The organism is Burkholderia sp. LMU1-1-1.1 (genome assembly GCF_040675865.1).
Classification (GTDB): Bacteria; Pseudomonadota; Gammaproteobacteria; order Burkholderiales; family Burkholderiaceae_D; genus Rugamonas.
Genome location: NZ_JBEGHG010000045.1, coordinates 121,109 through 144,815 on the forward strand (window position 1 = coordinate 121,109; position 23,707 = coordinate 144,815).

Sequence of the window (23,707 nt, forward strand, 5' to 3'; positions counted from 1 at the left end):
TCTGCGACTGCAAAATGCCTGTTCTTTTCCTTTAAAATAGCCCGAGCGCAATAGATAATGTGATCTGCGTCAACATAACAATCCGGGGATAGCATGAAAGCAGTCATATTGGCAGGCGGCCTGGGCACACGGCTCAGCGAAGAGACGACTGTCAAGCCGAAGCCGATGGTCGAGGTCGGCGGCAAGCCGATCCTCTGGCACATCCTGAAAAGCTATTCCGCACATGGCATCAACGACTTCGTCATCTGCTGCGGCTACCGCGGCTACGTGATCAAGGAGTTCTTCGCCAACTACTTCCTGCACACGTCGGACGTCACGTTCGATCTGCAAAAGAACAGCATGGAAGTGCACGAGCGCTATTCCGAGCCGTGGAAGGTCACGTTGATCGACACCGGCGCCGACACCCTCACCGGCGGGCGCCTGAAGCGGGTGCGCCAGCACGTCGAAAACGACGAGGCGTTCTGCTTCACCTACGGTGACGGCGTATCCGACATCGACATCGGCGCCTCGATCGCCTTCCACAAAAAACACGGCAAGCTGGCCACCATGACGGCGGTGCAGCCGCCGGGCCGCTTCGGCGCCATCGACATCGACGGCCAGCGCATCGTCAGCTTCAAGGAAAAGCCGCAAGGCGACGGCGCCTGGGTCAACGGCGGCTACTTCGTGCTCTCGCCGAAGGTGATCGACTACATCGCCGGCGACAGCACCACGTGGGAAAAAGAACCGATGGAGCAGCTGGCCAACGAAGGCCAGATGGACGCCTTCCACCACCACGGCTTCTGGCAGCCGATGGACACGCTGCGCGACAAGGTACTGCTCGAGGACCTGTGGGAAAGCGGCAAGGCGCCGTGGAAGCGATGGCCATGAATCCCTCCTTCTGGCAGGGCAAACGGGTTTTCCTCACGGGCCACACCGGTTTCAAAGGCAGCTGGCTGAGTTTATGGTTGCAGCAACTGGGCGCGCACGTCACCGGCTTCGCGCTGGCGGCGCCGAGCCAACCGAGCCTGTTCGACACCGCGCAGGTGGGCGCCGGCATGACCTCCATCATCGGCGACATCCGCGACGCCGCCGCGCTGCGCGACGCGATGCTCGAGGCGCGGCCGGAGATCGTCATCCACATGGCGGCGCAGGCGCTAGTGCGCTACTCGTACGCCAATCCGGTCGAGACCTACGCCACCAACGTCATGGGCCTGGTGAACTTCTTCGAGGCGGTGCGCAACACGCCCAGCGTCAAGGCGGTGGTCAACGTCACCAGCGACAAGTGCTACGAAAACAAGGAATGGGCCTGGGCCTACCGCGAGAACGAGGCCTTCGGCGGCTACGACCCGTACAGCAACAGCAAGGCCTGCGCCGAACTGGTGACGGCCGGTTACCGCTCGTCGTTCTTCAATCCCGAAAAATACGCCGAGCATGGCGTGGCGCTGGCCTCCGGCCGCGCCGGCAATGTGATCGGCGGCGGCGACTGGGCCGAGGACCGTTTGATACCCGACATGGTGCGCGCCATCGCCGCCGGCAAGCCGGTGCGCATCCGCAGCCCGCACGCGATCCGTCCTTGGCAGCACGTGCTGGAGCCGCTGTCGGGCTATCTGACCCTGGCCGAGCATTTGTACACGCACGGCGCGGCCTACGCCGAGGGCTTCAACTTCGGCCCGCATGACATCGACGCCCGCCCGGTCGAGTGGATCATCTCGCGCCTGTGCGAAAGCTGGGGCGATGGCGCCGGCTGGGAGCTGGACCAGGCGCCGCAACCGCACGAGGCGCACTACCTCAAGCTCGATTGTTCCAAGGCGCGCGGCCGCCTGCACTGGCAGCCGCGCTGGCACCTGGGCCACACCATCGACATGATCGTCGGCTGGCACAAGGCCCACGCGGCGAAAGCCGACATGCGCGCCTTCACCCTGGCGCAAATCGACACCTACCAAAACACCGAACACATCTAAGGCAGCAACCATGAGCGAAGCAAAAACCAAAGAACAACTCCGTGCGGAGATCAACAAGCTGGTCGCCGAATACGGCGCGCTGGCCAGCGTGCCGAAGGCCTTCGAGCCCGGCGTGACGGTGATCCCGCCGGCGGGCAAAGTCGTCGGCGCGCCGGAAATGGAACTGATGGTCGAGGCTTCGCTCGACGCCTGGCTGACCACCGGCCGCTTCAACGACCAGTTCGAGGCCAAGCTGGCCAAGATGATCGGCGTCGATTTCCTCATCACCGTCAACTCCGGCTCGTCGGCCAACCTGGTCGCGTTCAACACGCTGACCTCGCCGAAGCTGGGACCGCGCGCGATCCAGCCGGGCGATGAAGTCATCGGCGTGGCCGCCGGCTTCCCCACCACCGTCAACCCGATCATCCAGTTCGGCGCGGTGCCGGTGTTCGTCGACGTGGAGCTGGGCACCTACAACATCGACGTCACCAAGCTGGAAGCGGCGATTTCGCCCAAGACCAAGGCCATCATGCTGGCCCACACCTTGGGCAATCCGTACAACCTGGACGTGATCGTCGCGATCTGCAAAAAGTACAACCTGTGGCTGATCGAGGACTGCTGCGACGCGCTGGGCTCGACCTACGACGGCAAGATGGTCGGCACCTTCGGCGACATCGGCACCATGTCGTTCTACCCGGCCCACCACATCACGATGGGCGAAGGCGGCGCCGTCTTCACCAACAACGCGGAACTGAAGATGATCGCCGAGTCGTTCCGCGACTGGGGCCGCGACTGCTACTGCCCGCCGGGCAAGGACAACACCTGCGGCAAGCGTTTCTGCCAGTGCTTCGGCACGCTGCCGGCCGGCTATGACCACAAGTACACCTACAGCCACCTGGGCTACAACCTGAAGATCACCGACATGCAGGCCGCCTGCGGCCTGGCGCAGATCGACCGCGCGGCCGGCTTCATCCAGGCGCGCAAGGACAACTTCGCCTACCTGACGGAGCGGCTGCAGTCGTGCGCCGAGTTCCTGATCCTGCCGGTGGCGACCGAGAATTCCGATCCGTCGTGGTTCGGCTTCCCGATGACGCTCAAACCGGAAGCCAACGTCGCGCGGGTCGACCTGCTGACCTACCTGGACCAGCACAAGATCGGCACCCGCCTGCTGTTCGCCGGTAACCTGACGCGCCAGCCGTACATGATCGGCCGTAACTACCGCGTCTCGGGCGACCTGACCAACACCGACCGCGTCATGAACGACACCTTCTGGATCGGCGTCTTCCCGGGCCTGACCCGCGAGATGCTGGACTTCACGGTCGATAAGCTCGAATCGTTCTTCGGCGTGAATTTCTAATCATGATGCAGCGCGTCGCCATCCTCGGTGCCAGCAGCCAGATCGCCAAGGACCTGATCCTGTCCTGCGCGCGCGCCGGGCGGGACGAGCTCCTGCTGTATGTGCGCGACGTGGCGGCGGCGCGGCGCTGGATGGACAGCCACGCGCTGGCGTTCCCGCTGGCCCCCTACGCCGACTACGGCAAGGCGGAACACACGGCCGTGCTCAACTTCGTCGGCGTCGGCGATCCGCGGCGCGCCGCGCAAATGGGCGGCGACATCTTCGGCGTCACCCAGGAATTCGACGACCTGGTCCTGAACGAACTGCGGCGCCACCCCGAGCGCCGCTACATCTTCCTGTCCAGCGGCGCGGCCTACGGCAGCACGTTCCTGCAGCCGGCAGGCCCGGACACGCCGGCCTCGATCAACATCAACACGCTGGCGCCGCAGGAATACTATTCGGTCGCCAAGCTCCACGCCGAATGCAAACACCGCGCCCTGCCCGACCTGGCGATCACCGACTTGCGCGTGTTTAACTACTTCAGCCACACCCAGGACCTCGACGCCCGCTTCTTCATCACCGACATCCTGCGCGCGATCCGCGACGGCGTGCCTTTGCGCACCTCGGCCGACGCCATGGTGCGGGACTACCTGCATCCGGGCGACTTCCATCGCCTGGTCGATTGCGTGCTGCGCGGCCCAGCCGGCAACCGCGCGCTGGACTGCTACAGCGCCGCGCCGGTGGAGAAACGCGCGCTGCTGGCGGCGATGCGCGACCGCTTCGGACTGCGCTACGAGGTGGCCGACGGCGCCGGCGACGTGGTCAACGCCACCGGCGCCAAGCCTTATTACTACTCGCTCAACCGGCAAGCCGCCGAATTGGGCTATCAACCGGCGTACTCCTCCATCGAGGGCATCATCGCCGAATCGGCGCTCATCCTCGAGCGGGACGCGGCCACGCCGGCCCGCGCCATGGAAAGTTAGGAAGGATTACCAATGACAGCAGATTTCAGCGCAAACAGCATCCGCCGCACGGTGCTTGAGATGTCCTACGCCGGCTCGACGGTCCACGTCGCTTGCGCGTTCTCGTTGACCGAGATCCTGGCCGTGCTGTACCGCAAGCACCTGCGCTATCCCGACAACAATCCGGACCACCCGGGGCGCGACTACCTGATCCTGTCCAAGGGCCACGGCGTGATGGCGCAATACGCCTGCCTGTACCAGAAGGGCTGGCTGAGCCAAACCGACCTGCAACGTTTTTACGCCGACGGCACCAAGCTGAAAGGACTGTCCGACGCGCACGTGACCGGTTGCGAGGTGACCGCCGGCTCGCTCGGCCACGGCCTGTCGGTCGGGGTCGGCATGGCGCTGGCGGCCAAGCTCGACGCCAGCGCGCAGATGACCTACGCCGTGGTCGGCGACGGCGAGATGAACGAGGGCCCGATCTGGGAAGCGATGCTGTTCGCCGCCCACCGCAAGCTGGACAACCTGGTCGTCATCGTCGACGAGAACGGTTTCCAGGCGATGGGCCGCACCAGCGAGGTGATGGAACTGGGGTCGCTGCGCGACAAGTTCGCCGCGTTCGGCTTCGAGGCGGTGGCGCTCGACGGCCACGACGAGGCCGCGCTCGACGCCGCGCTCGAGGCGCTCAAGGCCAACCGCGACGGCCGGCCGAAGGCCATCGTCGCCCGCACGATCAAGGGCAAGGGCGTGTCGTTCATGGAAGACCAGAACCTGTGGCACTACACGCGCCTGAACGCGGACACTTACGCGGCCGCGATGGCCGAACTGGAGCCGGTATGAGAGACGCTTTTTCCCGCGCGATCACGGCGGCGGCGCTGGCCGACCCCAAGGTGCTGCTGTTGACCGGCGACCACGGCTACGCGCTGTTCGACGAATTCCGCGGCCGCTGCCCGGAGCAATTCATCAATTGCGGCATCGCCGAACAGAACATGGTGGGCATGGCGGCCGGACTGGCCAAGGCCGGCTACAAGCCGATCGTCTACGGCCTGGCCTGCTTCATCCCGGTGCGCGTGCTCGAGCAAATCAAACTGGACGTCTGCTACGAAGGCTTGCCGGTGGTCTTCATCGGCGACGGCGCCGGCGTCGTCTACAGCGCCCTGGGCAGCAGCCACCAGTCGACCGAGGACATCGCCGTGCTGCGCGCCATCCCCGGCATCGACATCCTGTCGCCGTGCGACGCCCACGAAATGGACTACGCGCTGGCGCACGCGCTGCGCTTCACCCGGCCCGCGTATGTGCGCATGGGCAAATCGGACGTGGCCGCCGTGCATACGGACGCTTGCCAGGCGCCGCTGGGCGACCTCGTGCCGGCGCGCGCCGGCGCCGACGGCCACACCGCCTTCATCGCCACCGGCTCGATGGTGCACGCCGCCGTGCAACTGGCGCAGTCGCTGGACGACCACGCGGTCTGGAGCGCGCCCTGCGTCAAACCGCTGAACGTCGAACAGGTTCAACAACTGGCACAGCGTTATACGCGGCTGGTGGTGCTGGAAGAACACAACCGCATCGGCGGGCTGGGCGGCGCGGTGGCGGAAATCGTCGCCGGCCTCGGCGGCGCGCGCGCCAGCGTGCTGCGCCTTGGCATCAACGACCGGTTCTCGCAATTTAACGGCAGCTGGGATTACCTGCGCCGCGAGCACGGCATCGACCTGGAGGCGTTGCGCCGCCAGATCGGCCAGTCCGCCACCGCCCCGCCCGTCAACACCACCCATGACTGAGATGACCGATCCAACCAGCCCAAGCAGCCCGATCCTGTCGATCTGCATCCCGACCTTCAACCGCGCGCCATTCCTGCAGCAGACGCTCGACAGCATCGTCGCGCAGGCGGCCTTCCGCGACACCGGCGACATCGAGGTCGTCATCTCCGACAACTGCTCGGACGACAATACCAGGGATGTCGGCGAGGCCTTCGCGGCCGCCTTTCCCGGCAAGGTCCGCTACCAGCGCCATCCGGAGCCGGTGTTCGCCGACAAGAACTTCGAGGCGGCGCTGCGCATGGGGCGCGGCACCTACCTGAAGCTGCACAACGACAACCTGATGATCCTCGACGGCAGCTTGACCGAGCTGGTCAAGGTGTACACGGCGGTGGCGGTGGAGAAGCCGGTGGTGTTCTTCACCAACGGCAATATGTTCACCGGGAACGCGCTGGAGGCGCTCAACACGCTCAGCGAGTTCGTCGCCAAGGTCTCGTATTTCTGCACATGGATAGGCGGCTTCGGCATGTGGCGCGACGAGTTCGAGGCCATGCCGGACTTCGGCCGCAACGTCCACCTCAAGCTGGTGCAAACCGACGTCACGTTCCGCCTGCTGGCCATGGGCAAGCGTGCGATCGTGCTGTACGGCGCCTACTTCGCCGGCCAGGACATCGGGCGCAAGAGCGGCTACAACATCGCCGAGGTGTTCGGCAACAACTATCTGTCGCTGATGAAGCCGTATCTGGAGAGCGGCCAGCTGGACCGCGCCGTGTACGAGGCCGAGAAGCAGCGCCTGCTGGTCAACCACATCATTCCCTACTACTTCGGCGACAACGATTTTTCCAAGAGCGGCTTCTTCCAGCACATGCAGGACTACCTGCACGACGACTATTTCTACAAGGCGATCGAACACTTGATCACCGACGTGCCGAAGGCGGCCGCGCCCGCGCCCGTGCCGGCCCCGGTGCCGGAGAAATCGTTCGAGGAGCAAAAGGCCGACTACTGGCGCGCGCTCAACCCGCACAACCACACGATGCTGACGATGTCGTCGGGACCGTTCGACTTCAGCCGGGTGACGGTGGGGCGCCGCTCGTATGGCGAACTCAACATCATGGCCTACGGCCGCGACGCCGAGCGGCTGACGATCGGCAGCTTCGTCTCGATCGCCAGCGACGTCAAGTTCATGCTGGGCGGGAACCATCCGTATGACGGCTTCTCCACGTTCCCGTTCAAGGTCAAGTATCTGGGCGAGATGCTGGAATCGTCGACCAAGGGGCCGATCGTGGTGGGTGACGACGTCTGGATCGGCTACCAGGTGCTGATCATGTCGGGGGTGACGATAGGCCAGGGCGCGATCGTCGCCGCCGGCAGCGTGGTGACCAAGGACGTGGCGCCGTACACCATCGTCGGCGGCAACCCGGCCAAATACATCAAGCACCGCTTCGAACCGGCGGTGGTGGAGCGGATGCTGAAGTTCGACTTTTCCAAGGTCAGCGACGAGGCCATCCTCGCCAACCGGGACATCTTGTACGAAGGTTTAACGGCGGAAAACGTCGACGCCGTCCTGGCGAAGCTGCAGTAAAACATCGGGGGGTCAAGTCTGTCATTCGGACACGCTCACAGCCGTATCCCTGCGGTACGGCCGAGCTCGTGTCCGAATGACAGACTTGACCCCCGTTTTTAGTTGAAGCTCAGGTGCTTGGACTTGTAGATGTACTCGAACTCGTCCATGTCCTTGTTGCGCGCCATGTTCCATAGCGCCGGGGCGCGCGAGATCAGCTCGAATTTGTCGAAGTCGAAGGCGAAGTCGTCGGCCTTGACCGGCGGGATCGCCGTGTGGTTGACGTGGTAGATGAACTTGCGCGAGAGCCGGCTGAACTGCTTGACGTAGTTGGCCACGTTGTTGAGCGACATTTCCGCCAGGCTGTACGAGTTGAACGCGAGGTCCACCGTGTCGTCCTTCAGCTCGGCCAGCGCGAAGTTCGGCAGCACCACCGCGTCGTATTGCGTCAGGTCGGCCGTGGCCAGGTCGATCTCGCCGAACAGCGCGATCTTTTTGTCCGGGCAGCCGCTCAGCAGATAGTAGGCGCTCAGCGCCATGTTCTCCGGCAGGTCGACGTCGATGTAGGTCAGGTCCGGGTTGTCGCGCATCAGGAAGTGGCCCAGCCCGCCGAAGCCGCCGCCCAGTTCCAGCACCGTCTTGTGCTCCTTGCCGCGGATCAGGCGGGCGATGATGGTGGCGTAGTAATGCTGGTAGTCGACGCCTGCGCGGAAGAACTTGCCGTCGATGTAGAAGCCGTAGGGATTGCCGACGTTCGGCGTCTCCAGCGCGTCCAGCGTGTGCGTCTTGCCGATCGAGTCGAGCCAGATGTTCATGCGGTGCATGACGTCGGCCAGGTACTTGCCCTTGGCGTCCTCGCTGATGTTGCCGGAGAAGTAGGTGCTTTCCATGTCGACCGGCATGCCGTGGATGCCGATGGTGCTGCGGTCGCGGAAGAAGTTGGCGTAGATGTGCGCCAGCTTGTCGACGTCGCGGTGCTCCATCGTCGCCATCAGGTCGCCCATGAAACCTTGGTAGATCGGCAGCCACATGTGGCTGACCTGGTACTCCTCGGCCGCGTCCTTCTGCACCGCTTTGGCCTTGTTATAGGCCGTCATCACGCGTTCGACGATGGCGCGGTCCGCGACCGACGGGCGTTCGATGAATCCGTTATCTACAGTTAAATACATGGCGGTTCCTGGTTGGAGGTTATGGTTCGCGGATCGATTCGTCCAGCGCCCTGGTCAGCGGATACAGCAGATACGACATCACGGTGCGGTGGCCGACCACGATCTCGGCCGAGACGGTCATGCCGGGCAGCAGGCGGGTGCCCTCGGTCATTTTCTTCAGCTCGCCCTTGTACTGGATGCGGCTCAGGTAGTAGGCGTCCATGCCGCCGCCGTTCTTGTCAGTGGCGTCGCGCTTGAACGAGTCCTGGCTGATGGTGCGCACCTTGCCCTCCAGCATGCCGTGCTTCATGAACGAGAAGGCGTCGACCTTCAGGTGCGTCACCGCGCCGGGCTTGATGTAGCCGATGTCGAGCGAGTCGATCTGCACTTCGGCCTCCAGCTCGGCGCCCAGCGGCACCAGCGTGAACAGCGCCTCGGCCTCGCGCACGATGGAGCCCACCGACAGCTTGCCGATCTCCAGCACCACGCCGTCGGCCGGCGCCACCATCTGGATCATCTTGAGGCGCTTGTCGGCCTTGGCCAGCTGTTCGTTGATGCCGTCGCGGTCGCGCGAGGCGGTCAACAAGTCTTCCATCGCCTTCTGGCGCCAGCTCTTGTCGAAGGCCGAGCGCTCGGCCTCGGCCGAGGCCAGCTCGCTGGCCATCTCGATCGCCTTGTTGCGCTGCATGTCCATGTCGCGCTCGACGCCGAGGCGGCGGTCGCGCGCCTCCAGCAGGTGCATCTTGGCGCCGAACTGCTCGGCCATCAGCTGCTCCTGCATGGCCTCGACCTCGCGCAGCGCCTTGACGCGCTGCGCCAGGATCACCTGGTCATGCTTGTTGGTTTCCAGGCCGGCGCGCAGGCGCGCGATGTTCTGGTCCATCTTGGTCTTTTGCGCCTCGAAGTTGGCCTTGCGCTCGTTCGACAGCTGCGACTGCAGCTGGGCGTCGGCGCTCGATCCGCTGGTGACGGCGGCGCCGGGCTTGCCCGACAGCTCGGCGCGCAGGCCGGCGGCCTGGGTGTCCAGGCTTTGCAGGCGGATGCGCAGCTGCGATTCGTCGGCGGCGCTGAAGGTCGGGTCCAGCGTGGCCAGCACCTGGCCCTTCTTGACGATCTGGCCGACGCGCACGTCGATGCTCTGGATGATGGACGTCTCGAGCGGTTGCACCACGATGTTGGGCAGCGGATTGACCAGCCGGCCGTGGGCGACGACGATCTTCTCGACCGGCGACAGGCAGGCCCAGAGGATGAACGAGACGAACGCCAGCAGCATCACGTGCAGGGTGACGCGCACGAACCGCGGCAGCGGACCGCGTTCGATGGCGTCCGCGTCCGGCAGGAACTCGATTTCGGTCTCGTCCTTGCGGCGCTTGAAGCTTAAAGGTGGCTTGTTTGCTGGTTCCATAGGTGCTGGTAAGTTTCACTACGTGTAAGCAGTTCTTCGTGACGGCCCGCATCCATCAGACTGCCCTGTTGCATGACCATGATTTTGTCGGCGTTGACCAGGGTCGACAGGCGGTGCGAGATCATCACCACCGTGCGGCCGACAGCGATCTTCGACAGGTTGCCGATGAAAATGGCCTCGCTTTCCGGGTCCAGCGCGCTGGCCGCCTCATCGAGGATCAGGATGCGCGGACGGGCCACCAGCGTGCGGGCGATCGACAGGCGCTGCTTTTGGCCGCCCGACAGGTTCGACGCGTTTTCTTCCAATACGGTGTCGTAGCCCATCGGCAGGCGTTCGATGAATTCGTCGGCGCCGGCGGCCACGGCCGCGTCGACCAGCTCCTCGAACGTGGCGTCGGGCTTGGTGACGGACAGGTTCTCGCGCACGGTGCCGCGGAACAGGAAGTTCTCCTGCAACACCACGCCGATCTGGCGGCGCAGGTGCGACAGCTCGATCTCGCGGGCGTCGATGCCGTCGAAGCGCACGATGCCCTCCTGCACCGGATACAGGCCCTGGATCAACTTGGTCAGGGTGGTCTTGCCCGAGCCGCTGCGGCCGACGATGCCGACCACCGTGCCCTGCTCGATCGTGAAGCTGGCCTTGTTGAGCGCCATGGCCTGCGCGCCCGGATAGCGGAAGGTGACGGCGTCGAACTTGATCTCGCCCTCGAGCACCGGACGCAGGCCGTTGGCGCCGGCGCGGCCCTCCGGCGCGCGGTTCATGACCTCGCCCAGCATCTTGACCGACAGCGCGGTTTCCTGGTACTCGTTGACCAGGCCGACGAGCGAGATCAACGGACCGGTGACGCGGCCGGCCAGCATCTGGAAGGCGATCAGGCCGCCGACCGACAGGGTCTGGTCGAACACGTCGGCGGCGCCGACGACGATCAGCGTGACCGGCAGCAGCTTGCCGAGGAAGTCGGTGACGGCGTTGCCGGCGATCGAGATCTGGCCGACCCGGAAGTGCATGGTGATGGCCTCGGCCGAGCGCTGGTCCCAGATGCGCCGCTGCGACGGCTCGATCGCCAGCGCCTTGACCGTGCGCATGCCGTGGATGGTCTCGACCAGCATGCCCTGGCGCTGGCCCTCGGCCGAGTACAGCGCGTTGAGGCGGCGCTGGAAGGTCGGCACCATGGCCAGCACCACGCCGCCGATCAGGCCCGCGAACAACAGCACGATCATCGCCAGCTTGAAGGAGTAGCTGAATAAAACCGGCACGAACACCAGCAGCGCGATCAGGTCGAGCGCGGTGAAGAACAGGCGCCCGGTCAGGAAGTTGCGGATCTTTTCCAGCTGCTGCATGTGGCGCGTGACCACGCCGGCGCTGGTGGTCTCGAAGAAGTCGATCGGCAGCGACAGCAGGTGGGCGAACACGCGCCGCGTCAGGCGCATGTCGATCTTGTTGGACGCGGCCAGGGTCAAGGTCTGGCGCAGGAAGCCGAAGGTGGCGTCGAACACCAGCGCCATGATGATGCCGACGGCCAGCACCTGCAGGGTCGTCACGCTCTGGTGCGTGAGCACCTTGTCGATCACCAGCTGGAAGAAGATCGGCGAGGCCAGCGCCAGCAGCTGCATGGCGATGGCGGCGATGAAGATGTCGCGGAAGGCGGCCTTCTGCTTGAGGATCTCGGGGATGAACCAGCGCAGGCCGAACGGCTGGTTGGGGTCGGTCAGCTTGTGCTGGCGTTTGATGAACAGCACGTCGCCGGCCCAGCGCTTCTCGAACTCGCCGCGCGCCACCATGACCACGGCGGCGTTGGCGTTGGTGGGGTTGAGCACGGCGACCTGGTCCTCGTGGCCGGCCGCGTCGGCCGGCTTGACGCCCACCACGATGATCATATTGCCGTCGATCAGGCGCGCCATCAGCGGGAACACGCCACCCTGCGCCATCAGCCGCGACCAGTTGAGCTTGTCCGCCTTGGCTTTCAAACCGATATCCGAGGCGATGCGCAGCAGCGCGCCGTCGCCCGGTTCCTCCGCACGCAGCGCGTAGTCGTCGATCAGCCGCTCGGGATTGATTTGCAGACCATGATGTTGCGCGATGGCGGTCAGACACTGGATCGCGGTATGGGGAAATTTATCGTGCATAGGCCTGATTTATGGGAAAGAACTGGGCCGGGTGGGCGGGCGAAGCTTGCCTTCGCGCACTATCGATCCAGCCTTCGGATTCTAACCCAGCGCAGAGCCCGCAAACGGCTTTTGTTGTTTAGAAGCACAAGCGGGTTTACCCCGCTGTTCGACCGTTCAAAAAAAAACGGCAAGACCCGGAGGTCTTGCCGTCTTGGCGTTGAGGCTAGTTCGGCTTACTTGGCGGCCAGGATGCCCTGGTGATGGGCGCCCTGCAGGGCCTTCAGTCGCAGCGTCTCCTCGGTCGAGACCGAGTTGCTCACGGCGGTCAGCTTGGTGTCGTAGTTGCTGATCGCGCTGGCCATCGCCGCCACCGCCGTGTTCGTGCTGGAAGGCATTTCCAGCTTGGTCACGGTGGTGGACGCCGTCGCCGCGCCAAAGCTCGACATCGCCGAGGCAAGGCCGCTGACCGAGCTGGTCAGGTTGGTGCTGGCCGCGCCGGCCGCGAACCAGACGTCGGCCGCTGCGTGGGTGGCGCCGTCGGCGGTCTCAAAGGTCGAGGTCAGACCGATGATGTTGCCGTTGTCACGCGAACCGTCGGTCTTGACGTCCAAGTTCAGCTTGGTGATGTTGAGCGACGCCAGCGATTTCAACTCGTCCGCCTGGCTGACGCCGTCGGCGTTGCCGTCGACCCACACCTGCAGGCTGGAGAAGGCGCCGTCCTTGGCGTCGATGGTGCCGTCGCCGTTGCTGTCCAGCTGCGCCAGCGCCTCGTAGCCGTTGGTGGCCTTGGAACCGTCGGCCAGCGTGGTGCCTACGCCGAACAGTTCGCTACCATCGTTGATCGCGCCGTCACCGTTGACATCGCGCACCAGCAGACCGTCGCCGCCGCCCACCCAGCCGGCGTTGACCTTGGTGCCGGAGGCGGTCAGGTCGAAGCTGACACCGGCCGAGGCGCCCAGCGTCTCGATGCCGTTACCGTTCAGGTCGAGCACCAGCGGCGAGATGCCTTTGGACGCGTTGAACAGGGCCAGCGCCTGGCCGGTGCTCATGGCCGCGACCTGCGTGGTGGTCATCGCGTTGGCTTGCGACGAGCTCAGCGACTTGAGCTGGCCGGTGCTCAGCGCCACCACCTGGTCGGTGGTCAGGCGCATCAGCTGCGTCGTGCTCAGGGCGACGAACGACGAGGTCTTGAGCGCGGCGATGTCGGCCGTCTCCAGCGCCTGGACGCTGTTGGTCGACAGTGCCCGGATCTGCGCGGTGCTCAGCGCGTTGAGCTGGTTGCTCGACAGCGCCACGGCCTGGTCGGTGGTCAGGCCGGCAGCGAACGCCGCCGTGCTCAGGGCCGACACTTGCGCGGTGCTCAGCGCGACGATCTGGTCGGTGGTCAACGCGGCGACCTGCACGGTGCGCAGCGTGGCCATCGACGACGTTTTCAGACCGACGATGTCCTGCGTTTCGAGCGCGGCCAGGCTGCTGGTGCTCAGCGCCGTGACCTGCGCCGAGCTCAGCGCGCCGACCTGGTTGGACGTCAGCGCCACCACCTGGTCGGTGGTCAGGGCGTTGCCCACCTGCGAGGTGGTCAGCGCCGAGATGCTGGCGGTCGACAGGCTGCCCACCTGGTCGGTGGTCAGGGCGCGGATCTGGGTGCTCGACAGGCCGGCGATCGCGTTCGATTTCAAAGCGGCCAGGTCGGCCGTTTCGATCGCGGCGATCGCGTCGCTGCCCAGGGCGACCACTTGCTGGGTGTTCAGCGAAGCGGCTTGGGCCGTGGTCAGCGCGGCGACCTGGTCGGTGCTCAGGGCGCGGAACGCCGCCGTGCTCAGCGCGACGATCTGGCCGGTCGTCAGCGTCGCCACCTGGGCGGTGGTCAGGCCGGCGATCTGCGTCGACCGCAGGCCGGCGATGCTGGCCGTGGTCAGGGCGCCGATGTCGGCCGTTTCGATGGCGCCGATGTTGTTGCTCGACAGCGCGCTGACCTGGGCGGTGCTCAGGCTGGCGAACTGGCTCGACGTCAGGGCGACGATCTGGTCGGTCGTCAGGCCGTTGGCGATGTTGGCGGTGCTCAGTGCCAGCAGTTGCGCCGTGGCCAGGGCGTTGACCTGATCGGTCGTCAGCGCGGCAACCTGCGCCGAGTTGATGCCGGCGAACGAGGCGGTCCGCAGCGCGGCCAGATCGGCCGTTTGCAGGGCGGCGACGGCGTCGGTGCTCAGGGCGGCCACTTGCGCGCTGCCCAGGGCGTTCGCTTCGGCGGTGGTCAGCGCCACGACCTGGTCGGTCGTCAAGGCGCGGATCTGGTTGGTCGACAGGCCGGCGACGGCGGCGGTCTTCAGCGCGGCGAAGTCGGCCGTTTCCAGCGCGGCGACGGCGTCGGTGCTGAAGGCGACGACCTGCTGGGTGCTCAGCGCCGCTGCCTGGGCGGTCGTCAGGGCCACCACCTGGTCGGTGCTCAGCGCACGGACACCGGCGGTGGTCAGCGCGACGACCTGGTTGGTCGACAGGGTCGCGATCTGGTCGGTGACCAGGGCGGCGATCTGCGACGATTTCAGCGCGGCGATGCCGGCGGTGCTGATACCGACGATGTCGGCCGTCTGGATGGCGGCGACGCTGTTGGTCGACAGCGCGCCGATCTGGGCGGTGCTCAGGCTGGCGAACTGGGCCGACGTCATGGCGACGATCTGGTCGGTCGTCAGGCCGTTGGCGATGTTGCCGGTGCTCAGCGCGGAGAGCTGGGCGGTTGCCAGGCCGTTGACCTGGTCGGTCGTCAGCGCGGCCACCTGGCTCGAATTCAAGCCGGCGAACGAGGCCGTTTTCAACGCGGCCAAGTCGGCGGTTTGCAGGGCGGCCACGGCGTCGGTGCTCAGGGCGGCCACTTGCGCGCTGCTCAGGGCGTTGGCTTCGGCGGTGGTCAGCGCCACGACCTGATCGGTCGTCAGGGCACGGATCTGGCTGGTCGACAGGCCGGCGACGGCGGCGGTCTTCAGCGCGGCGAAGTCGGCCGTTTCCAGCGCGCCGATGGCGTCGGTGCTGAAGGCGGCGACCTGCTGGGTGCTCAGCGCCGCTGCCTGGGCGGTCGTCAGGGCCACCACCTGGTCGGTGCTCAGCGCACGGACACCGGCGGTGGTCAAGGCGGCCACCTGGTTGCTCGACAAGGTCGCGATCTGGTCGGTGACCAGGGCGGCGATCTGGTTCGATTTCAGCGCGGCGATACCGGCGGTGCTGATACCGGCGATGTCGGCCGTCTGGATGGCGGCGACGCTGCTGGTCGACAGCGCGCCGATCTGGGCGGTGCTCAGGCTGGCGAACTGGGCCGACGTCATCGCGACGATCTGGTCGGTGGTCAGGCCGGCGGCGATGTTGGACGTGCTCATCGCAGCGAACTGGGCCGTTGCCAGGCCGTTGACCTGGTCGGTCGTCAGCGCGGCGACCTGGTTCGAGGTCAAGCCTGCGAACGAAGCCGTTTTCAAGGCGGCCAGATCGGCGGTTTGCAGGGCGGCGACAGCGTCGGTGCTCAGGGCGGCCACTTGCGCGCTGCTCAGGGCGTTCGCTTCGGTGGTCGTCAGGGCGACCACCTGGTCGGTCGTCAGGGCACGGATCTGGTTGGTCGACAGCGCGGCGACGGCGGCGGTCTTCAGCGCGGCGAAGTCGGCCGTTTCCAGCGCGGCGATCGCGTCGGTGCTGAAGGCGGCGACCTGCTGGGTGCTCAGCGCCGCTGCCTGGGCGGTCGTCAGGGCCACCACCTGGTCGGTGCTCAGCGCACGGACACCGGCGGTGGTCAAGGCGGCCACCTGGTTGCTCGACAACGTGGCGATCTGGTCGGTGACCAGGGCGGCGATCTGGTTCGATTTCAGCGCGGCGATACCGGCGGTGCTGATACCGGCGATGTCGGCCGTCTGGATGGCGGCAACGCTGCTGGTCGACAGCGCGCCGATCTGGGCGGTGCTCAGGCTGGCGAACTGGGCCGACGTCATGGCGACGATCTGATCGGTCGTCAGGCCGTTGGCGATGTTACCGGTGCTCATCGCGGCGAACTGGGCGGTTGCCAGGCCGTTGACCTGGTCGGTCGTCAGCGCGGCGACCTGGCTCGAAGTCAGGCCGGCGAACGACGCCGTTTTCAACGCGGCCAGGTCGGCGGTTTGCAGGGCGGCGACGGCGTCGGTGCTCAGGGCGGCCACTTGCGCGCTGCTCAGGGCATTCGCTTCGGTGGTCGTCAGGGCGACGATCTGGTCGGTCGTCAGGGCGCGGATCTGGTTGGTCGACAGCGCGGCGACAGCGGCGGTCTTCAGCGCGGCGAAGTCGGCCGTTTCCAGCGCGGCGATCGCGTTGGTACCGAAGGCGGCGACCTGCTGGGTGCTCAGCGCGGCGGCTTGGGCCGTGGTCAGCGCGACGACCTGGTCGGTGGTCAGACCCGATACGCCGGCGGTGGTCAGCGCGACAACCTGGTTGGTCGACAACGTGGCGATCTGGTCGGTGACCAGGGCGGCGATCTGCGACGATTTCAGCGCGGCGATACCGGCGGTGCTGATACCGACGATGTCGGCGGTCTGGATGGCGGCGACACTGTTGGTCGACAGCGCGCCGATCTGGGCGGTGCTCAGGCTGGCGAACTGGGCCGACGTCATGGCGACGATCTGGTCGGTCGTCAGGCCGTTGGCGATGTTACCGGTGCTCATCGCAGCGAACTGGGCCGTTGCCAGGCCGTTGACCTGGTCGGTCGTCAGCGCGGCGACCTGGCTCGAGTTCAGACCGGCGAACGAAGCCGTTTTCAAGGCGGCCAGGTCGGCGGTTTGCAGGGCGGCGACCGAATCGGTGCTCAGGGCGGCCACTTGCGCGCTGCTCAGGGCGTTCGCTTCGGCGGTGGTCAGCGCGACGACCTGGTCGGTCGTCAGGGCGCGGATCTGGTTGGTCGACAGACCGGCGACGGCGGCGGTCTTCAGCGCGGCGAAGTCGGCCGTTTCCAGCGCGGCGATCGCGTTGGTGCTAAAGGCGGCAACCTGCTGGGTGCTCAGGGCGGCGGCTTGCGCGGTGGTCAGCGCGACGACCTGGTCGGTGGTCAGACCCGATACGCCGGCGGTGGTCAGCGCGACAACCTGGTTGGTCGACAGGGTCGCGATCTGGTCGGTGACCAGCGCGGCGATCTGCGACGATTTCAGCGCGGCGATGCCGGCGGTGCTGATACCGACGATGTCGGCCGTCTGGATGGCGGCGACGCTATTGGTCGACAGAGCGCCGATCTGGGCGGTGCTCAGGCCGGCGAACTGCGAAGACGTCATGGCGACGATCTGGTCGGTCGTCAGGCCGTTGGCGATGTTCGAGGTGCTCATCGCGGCGAACTGCGCCGAGCCCAGGCCTTGGATCTGGTCGGTCGTCAGGGCGGCAACCTGGCTCGAGTTCAGGCCAGCGAACGAAGCCGTTTTCAAGGCGGCGATGTCGGCGGTCTGCATGGCGGCGACGGCGTCGGTGCTCAGGGCGGCCACTTGCGAGCTGCTCAGGGCATTCGCTTCGGTGGTCGTCAGGGCGACGATCTGGTCGGTCGTCAGGGCGCGGATCTGATTGGTGGTCAGACCGGCGACGGCGGCGGTCTTCAGCGCGGCGAAGTCGGCCGTTTCCAGCGCGGCGATGGCGTTGGTGCCGAAGGCGGCAACCTGCTGGGTGCTCAGGGCGGCGGCTTGCGCGGTGGTCAGTGCGACGACCTGGTCGGTGGTCAGGCCGGCCACACCGGCGGTGGTCAGCGCGACAACCTGGTTGGTCGACAACGTGGCGATCTGGTCGGTGACCAGCGCGGCGATCTGCGACGATTTCAGCGCGGCGATACCGGCGGTGCTGATGCCGGCGATGTCGGCCGTCTGGATGGCGGCGACACTGTTGGTCGACAGCGCGCCGATCTGGGTGGTGCTCAGGCTGGCGAACTGGGCCGACGTCATGGCGACGATCTGGTCGGTCGTCAGGCCGTTGGCGATGTTACCGGTGCTCATCGCGGCGAACTGGGCGGTTGCCAGGCCGTTGACCTGGTCGGTCGTCAGCGCGGCGACCTGGTTCGAGGTCAGGCCGGCGAACGAGGCCGTTTTCAAGGCGGCCAGGTCGGCGGTTTGCAGGGCGGCGACAGCGTCGGTGCTCAGGGCGGCCACTTGCGCGCTGCTCAGAGCGTTCGCTTCGGTGGTCGTCAGGGCAACGATCTGGTCGGTCGTCAGGGCGCGGATCTGGTTGGTCGACAGCGCGGCGACGGCGGAGGTTTTCAGCGCGGCGAAGTCGGCCGTTTCCAGCGCGGCGATCGCGTTGGTGCTCATCGCGACAACTTGCTGGGTGCTCAGCGCGGCGGCTTGCGCGGTGGTCAGCGCGACGACCTGGTCGGTGGTCAGGCCGGCGACACCGGCGGTGGTCAGCGCGACGACCTGGTTGGTCGACAACGTGGCGATCTGGTCGGTGACCAGGGCGGCGATCTGCGACGATTTCAGCGCGGCGATGCCGGCGGTGCTGATACCGACGATGTCGGCCGTCTGGATGGCGGCGACACTGTTGGTCGACAGCGCGCCGATCTGGGCGGTGCTCAGGCTGGCGAACTGGGCCGACGTCATCGCGACGATCTGGTCGGTGGTCAGGCCGGCGGCGATGTTGGACGTGCTCATCGCAGCGAACTGGGCCGTTGCCAGGCCGTTGACCTGGTCGGTCGTCAGCGCGGCGACCTGGTTCGAGGTCAGACCGGCGAACGAAGCGGTCTTCAGCGCGGCCAGGTCGGCGGTTTGCAGGGCAGCGACCGAATCGGTGCTCAGGGCGGCCACTTGCGCGCTGCTCAGGGCATTGGCTTCGGCGGTGGTCAGCGCCACGACCTGGTCGGTCGTCAGGGCACGGATCTGGTTGGTGGTCAGACCGGCGACGGCGGCGGTCTTCAGCGCGGCGAAGTCGGCCGTTTCCAGCGCGGCGATGGCGTTGGTGCTCATCGCGACAACTTGCTGGGTGCTCAGCGCGGCGGCTTGCCCGGTGGTCAGCGCAACGACTTGGTCGGTGGTCAGACCCGATACGCCGGCGGTGGTCAGCGCGACAACCTGGTTGGTCGACAGGGTCGCGATCTGGTCGGTGACCAGGGCGGCGATCTGCGACGATTTCAGCGCGGCGATGCCGGCGGTGCTGATACCGACGATGTCGGCCGTCTGGATGGCGGCGACGCTGTTGGTCGACAGCGCGCCGATCTGGGTGGTGCTCAGGCTGGCGAACTGCGCCGACGTCATGGCGACGATCTGATCAGTCGTCAAGCCGTTGGCGATGTTCGAGGTGCTCATCGCAGCGAACTGGGCGGTTGCCAGGCCGTTGACCTGGTCGGTCGTCAGCGCGGCGACCTGGTTCGAGGTCAGACCGGCGAACGAAGCCGTTTTCAAGGCGGCCAGGTCGGCGGTTTGCAGGGCGGCGACAGCGTCGGTGCTCAGGGCGGCGACCTGGGCGCTGCTCAGGGCGTTGGCTTCGGCGGTGGTCAGCGCGACGACCTGGTCGGTCGTCAAGGCGCGGACCTGGTTGGTGGTCAGGCCGGCGATGGCGGCGGTCTTCAGCGCGGCGAAGTCGGCCGTTTCCAGCGCGGCGATGGCGTTGGTGCTCATCGCGACAACTTGCTGGGTGCTCAGCGCGGCGGCTTGCGCGGTGGTCAGCGCGACGACCTGGTCGGTGGTCAGGCCGGCGACACCGGCGGTGGTCAGCGCGACGACCTGGTTGGTCGACAACGTGGCGATCTGGTCGGTGACCAGCGCGGCGATCTGCGACGATTTCAGCGCGGCGATGCCGGCGGTGCTGATACCGACGATGTCGGCCGTCTGGATGGCGGCGACACTGTTGGTCGACAGCGCGCCGATCTGGGCGGTGCTCAGGCTGGCGAACTGGGCCGACGTCATGGCGACGATCTGGTCGGTGGTCAGGCCGGCGGCGATGTTGGACGTGCTCATCGCGGCGAACTGGGCCGTTGCCAGGCCGTTGACCTGGTCGGTCGTCAGCGCGGCGACCTGGTTCGAGGTCAGGCCGGCGAACGAGGCCGTTTTCAAGGCGGCCAGGTCGGCGGTTTGCAGGGCGGCGACCGAATCGGTGCTCAGGGCGGCCACTTGCGCGCTGCTCAGGGCGTTCGCTTCGGCGGTGGTCAGCGCGACGACCTGGTCGGTCGTCAGGGCGCGGACCTGGTTGGTGGTCAGGCCGGCGATGGCGGCGGTCTTCAGCGCGGCGAAGTCGGCCGTTTCGAGCGCGGCGATGGCGTTGGTGCTCATCGCGACAACTTGCTGGGTGCTCAGCGCGGCGGCTTGCGCGGTGGTCAGCGCGACGACCTGGTCGGTGGTCAGGCCGGCGACACCAGCGGTGGTCAGGGCGGCAACCTGGTTGGTCGACAGGGTCGCGATCTGGTCGGTGACCAGGGCGGCGATCTGCGACGACTTCAGCGCGGCGATGCCGGCGGTGCTGATACCGACGATGTCGGCCGTCTCAATCGCGGCGATGCTGTTGGTCGACAGCGCGCCGATCTGGGCGGTGCTCAGGCTGGCGAACTGGGCCGACGTCATGGCGACGATCTGGTCGGTGGTCAGGCCGGCGGCGATGTTGGACGTGCTCATCGCAGCAAATTGGGCAGTTGCCAGGCCGTTGACCTGGTCGGTCGTCAGCGCGGCGACCTGGCTCGAGTTCAGGCCGGCGAACGAAGCCGTTTTCAAGGCGGCCAGGTCGGCGGTTTGCAGGGCGGCGACAGCGTCGGTGCTCAGGGCCGCCACTTGCGCGCTGCTCAGGGCGTTCGCTTCGGCGGTGGTCAGCGCGACGACCTGGTCGGTCGTCAACGCGCGGATCTGGTTGGTGGTCAGGCCGGCGACGGCGGCGGTCTTCAGCGCGGCGAAGTCGGCCGTTTCCAGCGCGGCGATCGCGTTGGTGCTCATCGCGACAACTTGCTGGGTGCTCAGCGCGGCGGCTTGCGCGGTGGTCAGCGCGACGACCTGGTCGGTGGTCAGGCCGGCGACACCGGCGGTGGTCAGCGCGACGACCTGGTTGGTCGACAACGTGGCGATCTGGTCGGTGACCAGGGCGGCGATCTGCGACGATTTCAGCGCGGCGATACCGGCGGTGCTGATACCGACGATGTCGGCGGTCTGGATGGCGGCGACGCTGTTGGTCGACAACGCGCCGATCTGGGCGGTGCTCAGACTGGCGAACTGGGCCGACGTCATGGCGACGATCTGGTCGGTGGTCAGGCCGTTGGCGATGTTACCGGTGCTCATCGCAGCGAACTGCGCGGTAGCCAGGCCGTTGACCTGGTCGGTCGTCAGCGCGGCCACCTGGCTCGAATTCAAGCCGGCGAACGAGGCCGTTTTCAAGGCGGCCAGGTCGGCCGTCTGCAGGGCGGCCACGGCGTCGGTGCTCAGGGCGGCCACTTGGGCGCTGCCCAGGGCGTTCGCTTCGGCGGTGGTCAGCGCCACGACCTGGTCGGTCGTCAGGGCGCGGATCTGGCTGGTGGTCAGGCCGGCGATGGCGGCGGTCTTCAGCGCGGCGAAGTCGGCCGTTTCCAGCGCGGCGATCGCGTCGGTACTGAAGGCGGCGACCTGCTGGGTGGTCAGCGCGGCGGCTTGCGCGGTGGTCAGCGCGACGACCTGGTCGGTGGTCAGCGCACGCACGCCCGCGGTGGTCAAGGCGACCAGCTGGTTGCTCGACAGCGTGGCGATCTGGTCGGTGACCAGCGCGGCGATCTGGTTCGATTTCAGGCCGGCGATACCGGCGGTGCTGATACCGACGATGTCGGCCGTCTGGATGGCGGCGATGCTGCCGGTCGACAGCGCGCCGATCTGGGCGGTGCTCAGGCTGGCGAACTGGGCCGACGTCATGGCGACGATCTGGTCGGTCGTCAGGCCGGCAGCGATGTTGGACGTGCTCATCGCGGCGAACTGGGCGGTTGCCAGGCCGTTGACCTGGTCGGTCGTCAGCGCGGCGACCTGGTTCGAGGTCAGTCCTGCGAACGAAGCCGTTTTCAACGCGGCCAGGTCGGCGGTTTGCAAGGCGGCGACAGCGTCGGTGCTCAGGGCGGCCACTTGCGCGCTGCTCAGGGCGTTCGCTTCGGCGGTGGTCAGCGCGACGATCTGGTCGGTCGTCAGGGCGCGGATCTGATTGGTCGACAGCGCGGCGACGGCGGCGGTCTTCAGCGCGGCGAAGTCGGCCGTTTCCAGCGCGGCGATCGCGTTGGTGCCGAAGGCGGCGACCTGCTGGGTGCTCAGGGCGGCCACTTGAGCGGTGGTCAGCGCGACGACCTGGTCGGTGGTCAGGCCCGATACGCCCGCGGTGGTCAGCGCGACAACCTGGTTGGTCGACAGGGTCGCGATCTGGTCGGTGACCAGCGCGGCGATCTGACTCGATTTCAGCGCGGCGATGCCGGCGGTGCTGATGCCGACGATGTCGGCGGTCTGGATGGCGGCGACGCTATTGGTCGACAGCGCGCCGATCTGGGCGGTGCTCAAGCCGGCGAACTGGGCCGACGTCATGGCGACGATCTGGTCGGTCGTCAGGGCGTTGGCGATATTGGCGGTGCTCAGCGCCACCAGGGTGGCGGTGGTCAGGGCCTGGACCTGGTCGGTGGTCAGCGCGCCGACCTGGGTCGAGGACAGCGAGGCGATCACGCTGGTCTTGAGGGCGGCGATGTCGGCCGTTTGCAGCGCGGCGATGGCGTCGGTGCCGAAATTGGACACTTGCGCGGTCGTCAGCGCGCTGGCGCCGGCGGTCGTCAGCGCGACGATCTGGTCGGTGGTCAGGGCCTTGATCTGGACGCTGGTCAGGCCGGCGACGGCGGCGGTCTTGAGCGCGGCGAAATCGGCCGTTTCGAGCGCGACGATGGCGTCGGTCGACAGCGACGCGACCTGCTGGGTCGACAGGGCGGCGGCTTGGTTGCTGCTCAGCGCCACGATCTGGTCGGTCGCCAGCACTCGGATTTGCGCGCTGGTCAGGCCGGCGAGCGCGTTGGTGCCCAGCGCGGCGATGTCTTCGGTGCCCAGCGAGGTCACGGTACTGGTGGTGATCGCACCCAGTTGTGTGGAAGTCAGGACGGAAGCATGCAGCGTCGTCAGCGCACCGATCTGGTCGGAATTGAGCGAGGCAAATTCGGCTGTGGTGATCGTGGCGATCTGCTGGGTAGTCAGACTGGCGATCTGTTCCGTGGTGAAACTGGTTACGACGCTCATTGCATTTCTCCTAAAGGGCGCTAATTCGATCTGTCCGAAAAAGCGGGATCGACGGCCCTACCCGTCGAGTCCTAGCTTCCGTCAGTGGCACATTTGCCGTTTTATAACTATGTATTTGCTGCTAATCCGTTACTACGGGCGCAAAAAATCCCGCACACACATTCTTAACGTCAACAAAAGTGTCAACTTTAGCAAACGGTGGCGTTTTGCTGCATTTCAACTAAATTTCGTTTCAAATTGTTTCGTGCATCGTCCGCGACACGGTGAAGTGAGCTTGGCGGACAACGATTTGGCTCCACTCGAGTACAAGGCGACCGGAGCGAATCTTTCACTAAACAAACTT

Annotated in this window: 11 protein-coding genes; 7 read left to right on the forward strand and 4 right to left on the reverse strand. The window is 66.4% G+C overall.

Features of this window, described 5'->3' with window-relative positions; translation table 11 throughout:
* Positions 1 to 93 precede the first annotated feature (93 nt).
* From rfbF to MRBLMU1_RS24070, 7 genes are read left to right on the forward strand one after another with little or no spacing between them, the layout of a single operon-like run.
* Positions 94 to 867, forward strand: coding sequence for a glucose-1-phosphate cytidylyltransferase (rfbF, locus tag MRBLMU1_RS24040; protein ID WP_363506866.1), 774 nt, complete (start codon positions 94 to 96; stop codon positions 865 to 867).
* Positions 864 to 1,940 carry a CDP-glucose 4,6-dehydratase gene (gene rfbG, locus MRBLMU1_RS24045; RefSeq protein ID WP_363506869.1) on the forward strand — a complete coding sequence of 359 codons (1,077 nt, stop codon included), beginning with the start codon at positions 864 to 866 and terminating at the stop codon, positions 1,938 to 1,940. Before rfbF ends, rfbG begins: the two co-directional genes overlap by 4 nt.
* Before the next feature lie 10 nt (positions 1,941 to 1,950).
* Positions 1,951 to 3,276 (forward strand): lipopolysaccharide biosynthesis protein RfbH, encoded by a 1,326-nt coding sequence (rfbH, locus tag MRBLMU1_RS24050; protein ID WP_363506872.1) that lies wholly within the window; start codon positions 1,951 to 1,953, stop codon positions 3,274 to 3,276.
* A gap of 2 nt (positions 3,277 to 3,278) precedes the next feature.
* A complete protein-coding gene (locus MRBLMU1_RS24055; RefSeq protein ID WP_363506875.1) occupies positions 3,279 to 4,238 on the forward strand; it encodes an NAD-dependent epimerase/dehydratase family protein in 960 nt (319 codons plus the stop codon).
* A 12-nt stretch (positions 4,239 to 4,250) separates the two neighbouring features.
* Complete coding sequence (locus MRBLMU1_RS24060) at positions 4,251 to 5,057, forward strand: transketolase (RefSeq protein ID WP_363506878.1); 807 nt, start codon at positions 4,251 to 4,253, stop codon at positions 5,055 to 5,057.
* On the forward strand, positions 5,054 to 5,995 hold the full coding sequence (locus MRBLMU1_RS24065; protein WP_363506881.1) for a transketolase family protein: 942 nt from the start codon (positions 5,054 to 5,056) through the stop codon (positions 5,993 to 5,995). Before MRBLMU1_RS24060 ends, MRBLMU1_RS24065 begins: the two co-directional genes overlap by 4 nt.
* On the forward strand, positions 5,988 to 7,553 hold the full coding sequence (locus MRBLMU1_RS24070) for a glycosyltransferase (protein ID WP_363506884.1): 1,566 nt from the start codon (positions 5,988 to 5,990) through the stop codon (positions 7,551 to 7,553). The genes MRBLMU1_RS24065 and MRBLMU1_RS24070 overlap by 8 nt, the downstream gene beginning before the upstream one ends.
* Positions 7,554 to 7,651: 98 nt before the next feature.
* Here the strand turns inward: MRBLMU1_RS24070 and MRBLMU1_RS24075 are convergent, their stop codons facing one another.
* From MRBLMU1_RS24075 to MRBLMU1_RS24090, 4 genes are all read right to left on the reverse strand, one after another.
* Positions 7,652 to 8,701: a putative sugar O-methyltransferase gene (locus tag MRBLMU1_RS24075; RefSeq protein WP_363506887.1), complete on the reverse strand. Its 1,050-nt coding sequence runs from the start codon at positions 8,699 to 8,701 to the stop codon at positions 7,652 to 7,654.
* A gap of 19 nt (positions 8,702 to 8,720) precedes the next feature.
* Entirely contained in the window at positions 8,721 to 10,085 is a 1,365-nt protein-coding gene (locus MRBLMU1_RS24080; RefSeq protein ID WP_363506890.1) for an HlyD family type I secretion periplasmic adaptor subunit, read from the reverse strand.
* On the reverse strand, positions 10,058 to 12,211 hold the full coding sequence (locus MRBLMU1_RS24085; RefSeq protein ID WP_363506892.1) for a peptidase domain-containing ABC transporter: 2,154 nt from the start codon (positions 12,209 to 12,211) through the stop codon (positions 10,058 to 10,060). The genes MRBLMU1_RS24080 and MRBLMU1_RS24085 overlap by 28 nt, the downstream gene beginning before the upstream one ends.
* Positions 12,212 to 12,426: 215 nt before the next feature.
* Entirely contained in the window at positions 12,427 to 23,364 is a 10,938-nt protein-coding gene (locus MRBLMU1_RS24090; RefSeq protein ID WP_363506895.1) for a hypothetical protein, read from the reverse strand.
* Positions 23,365 to 23,707 lie beyond the last annotated feature (343 nt).

Bases quoted from the DNA above. Each gene is read 5' to 3' on its own strand.
- rfbF (WP_363506866.1), top strand. From the start codon at position 94: ATGAAAGCAGTCATATTGGCAGGCGGCCTGGGCACACGGCTCAGCGAA.
- rfbG (WP_363506869.1), top strand. From the start codon at position 864: ATGAATCCCTCCTTCTGGCAGGGCAAACGGGTTTTCCTCACGGGCCAC.
- rfbH (WP_363506872.1), top strand. From the start codon at position 1,951: ATGAGCGAAGCAAAAACCAAAGAACAACTCCGTGCGGAGATCAACAAG.
- MRBLMU1_RS24055 (WP_363506875.1), top strand. From the start codon at position 3,279: ATGATGCAGCGCGTCGCCATCCTCGGTGCCAGCAGCCAGATCGCCAAG.
- MRBLMU1_RS24060 (WP_363506878.1), top strand. From the start codon at position 4,251: ATGACAGCAGATTTCAGCGCAAACAGCATCCGCCGCACGGTGCTTGAG.
- MRBLMU1_RS24065 (WP_363506881.1), top strand. From the start codon at position 5,054: ATGAGAGACGCTTTTTCCCGCGCGATCACGGCGGCGGCGCTGGCCGAC.
- MRBLMU1_RS24070 (WP_363506884.1), top strand. From the start codon at position 5,988: ATGACTGAGATGACCGATCCAACCAGCCCAAGCAGCCCGATCCTGTCG.
- MRBLMU1_RS24075 (WP_363506887.1), bottom strand. From the start codon at position 8,701: ATGTATTTAACTGTAGATAACGGATTCATCGAACGCCCGTCGGTCGCG.
- MRBLMU1_RS24080 (WP_363506890.1), bottom strand. From the start codon at position 10,085: ATGGAACCAGCAAACAAGCCACCTTTAAGCTTCAAGCGCCGCAAGGAC.
- MRBLMU1_RS24085 (WP_363506892.1), bottom strand. From the start codon at position 12,211: ATGCACGATAAATTTCCCCATACCGCGATCCAGTGTCTGACCGCCATC.
- MRBLMU1_RS24090 (WP_363506895.1), bottom strand. From the start codon at position 23,364: ATGAGCGTCGTAACCAGTTTCACCACGGAACAGATCGCCAGTCTGACT.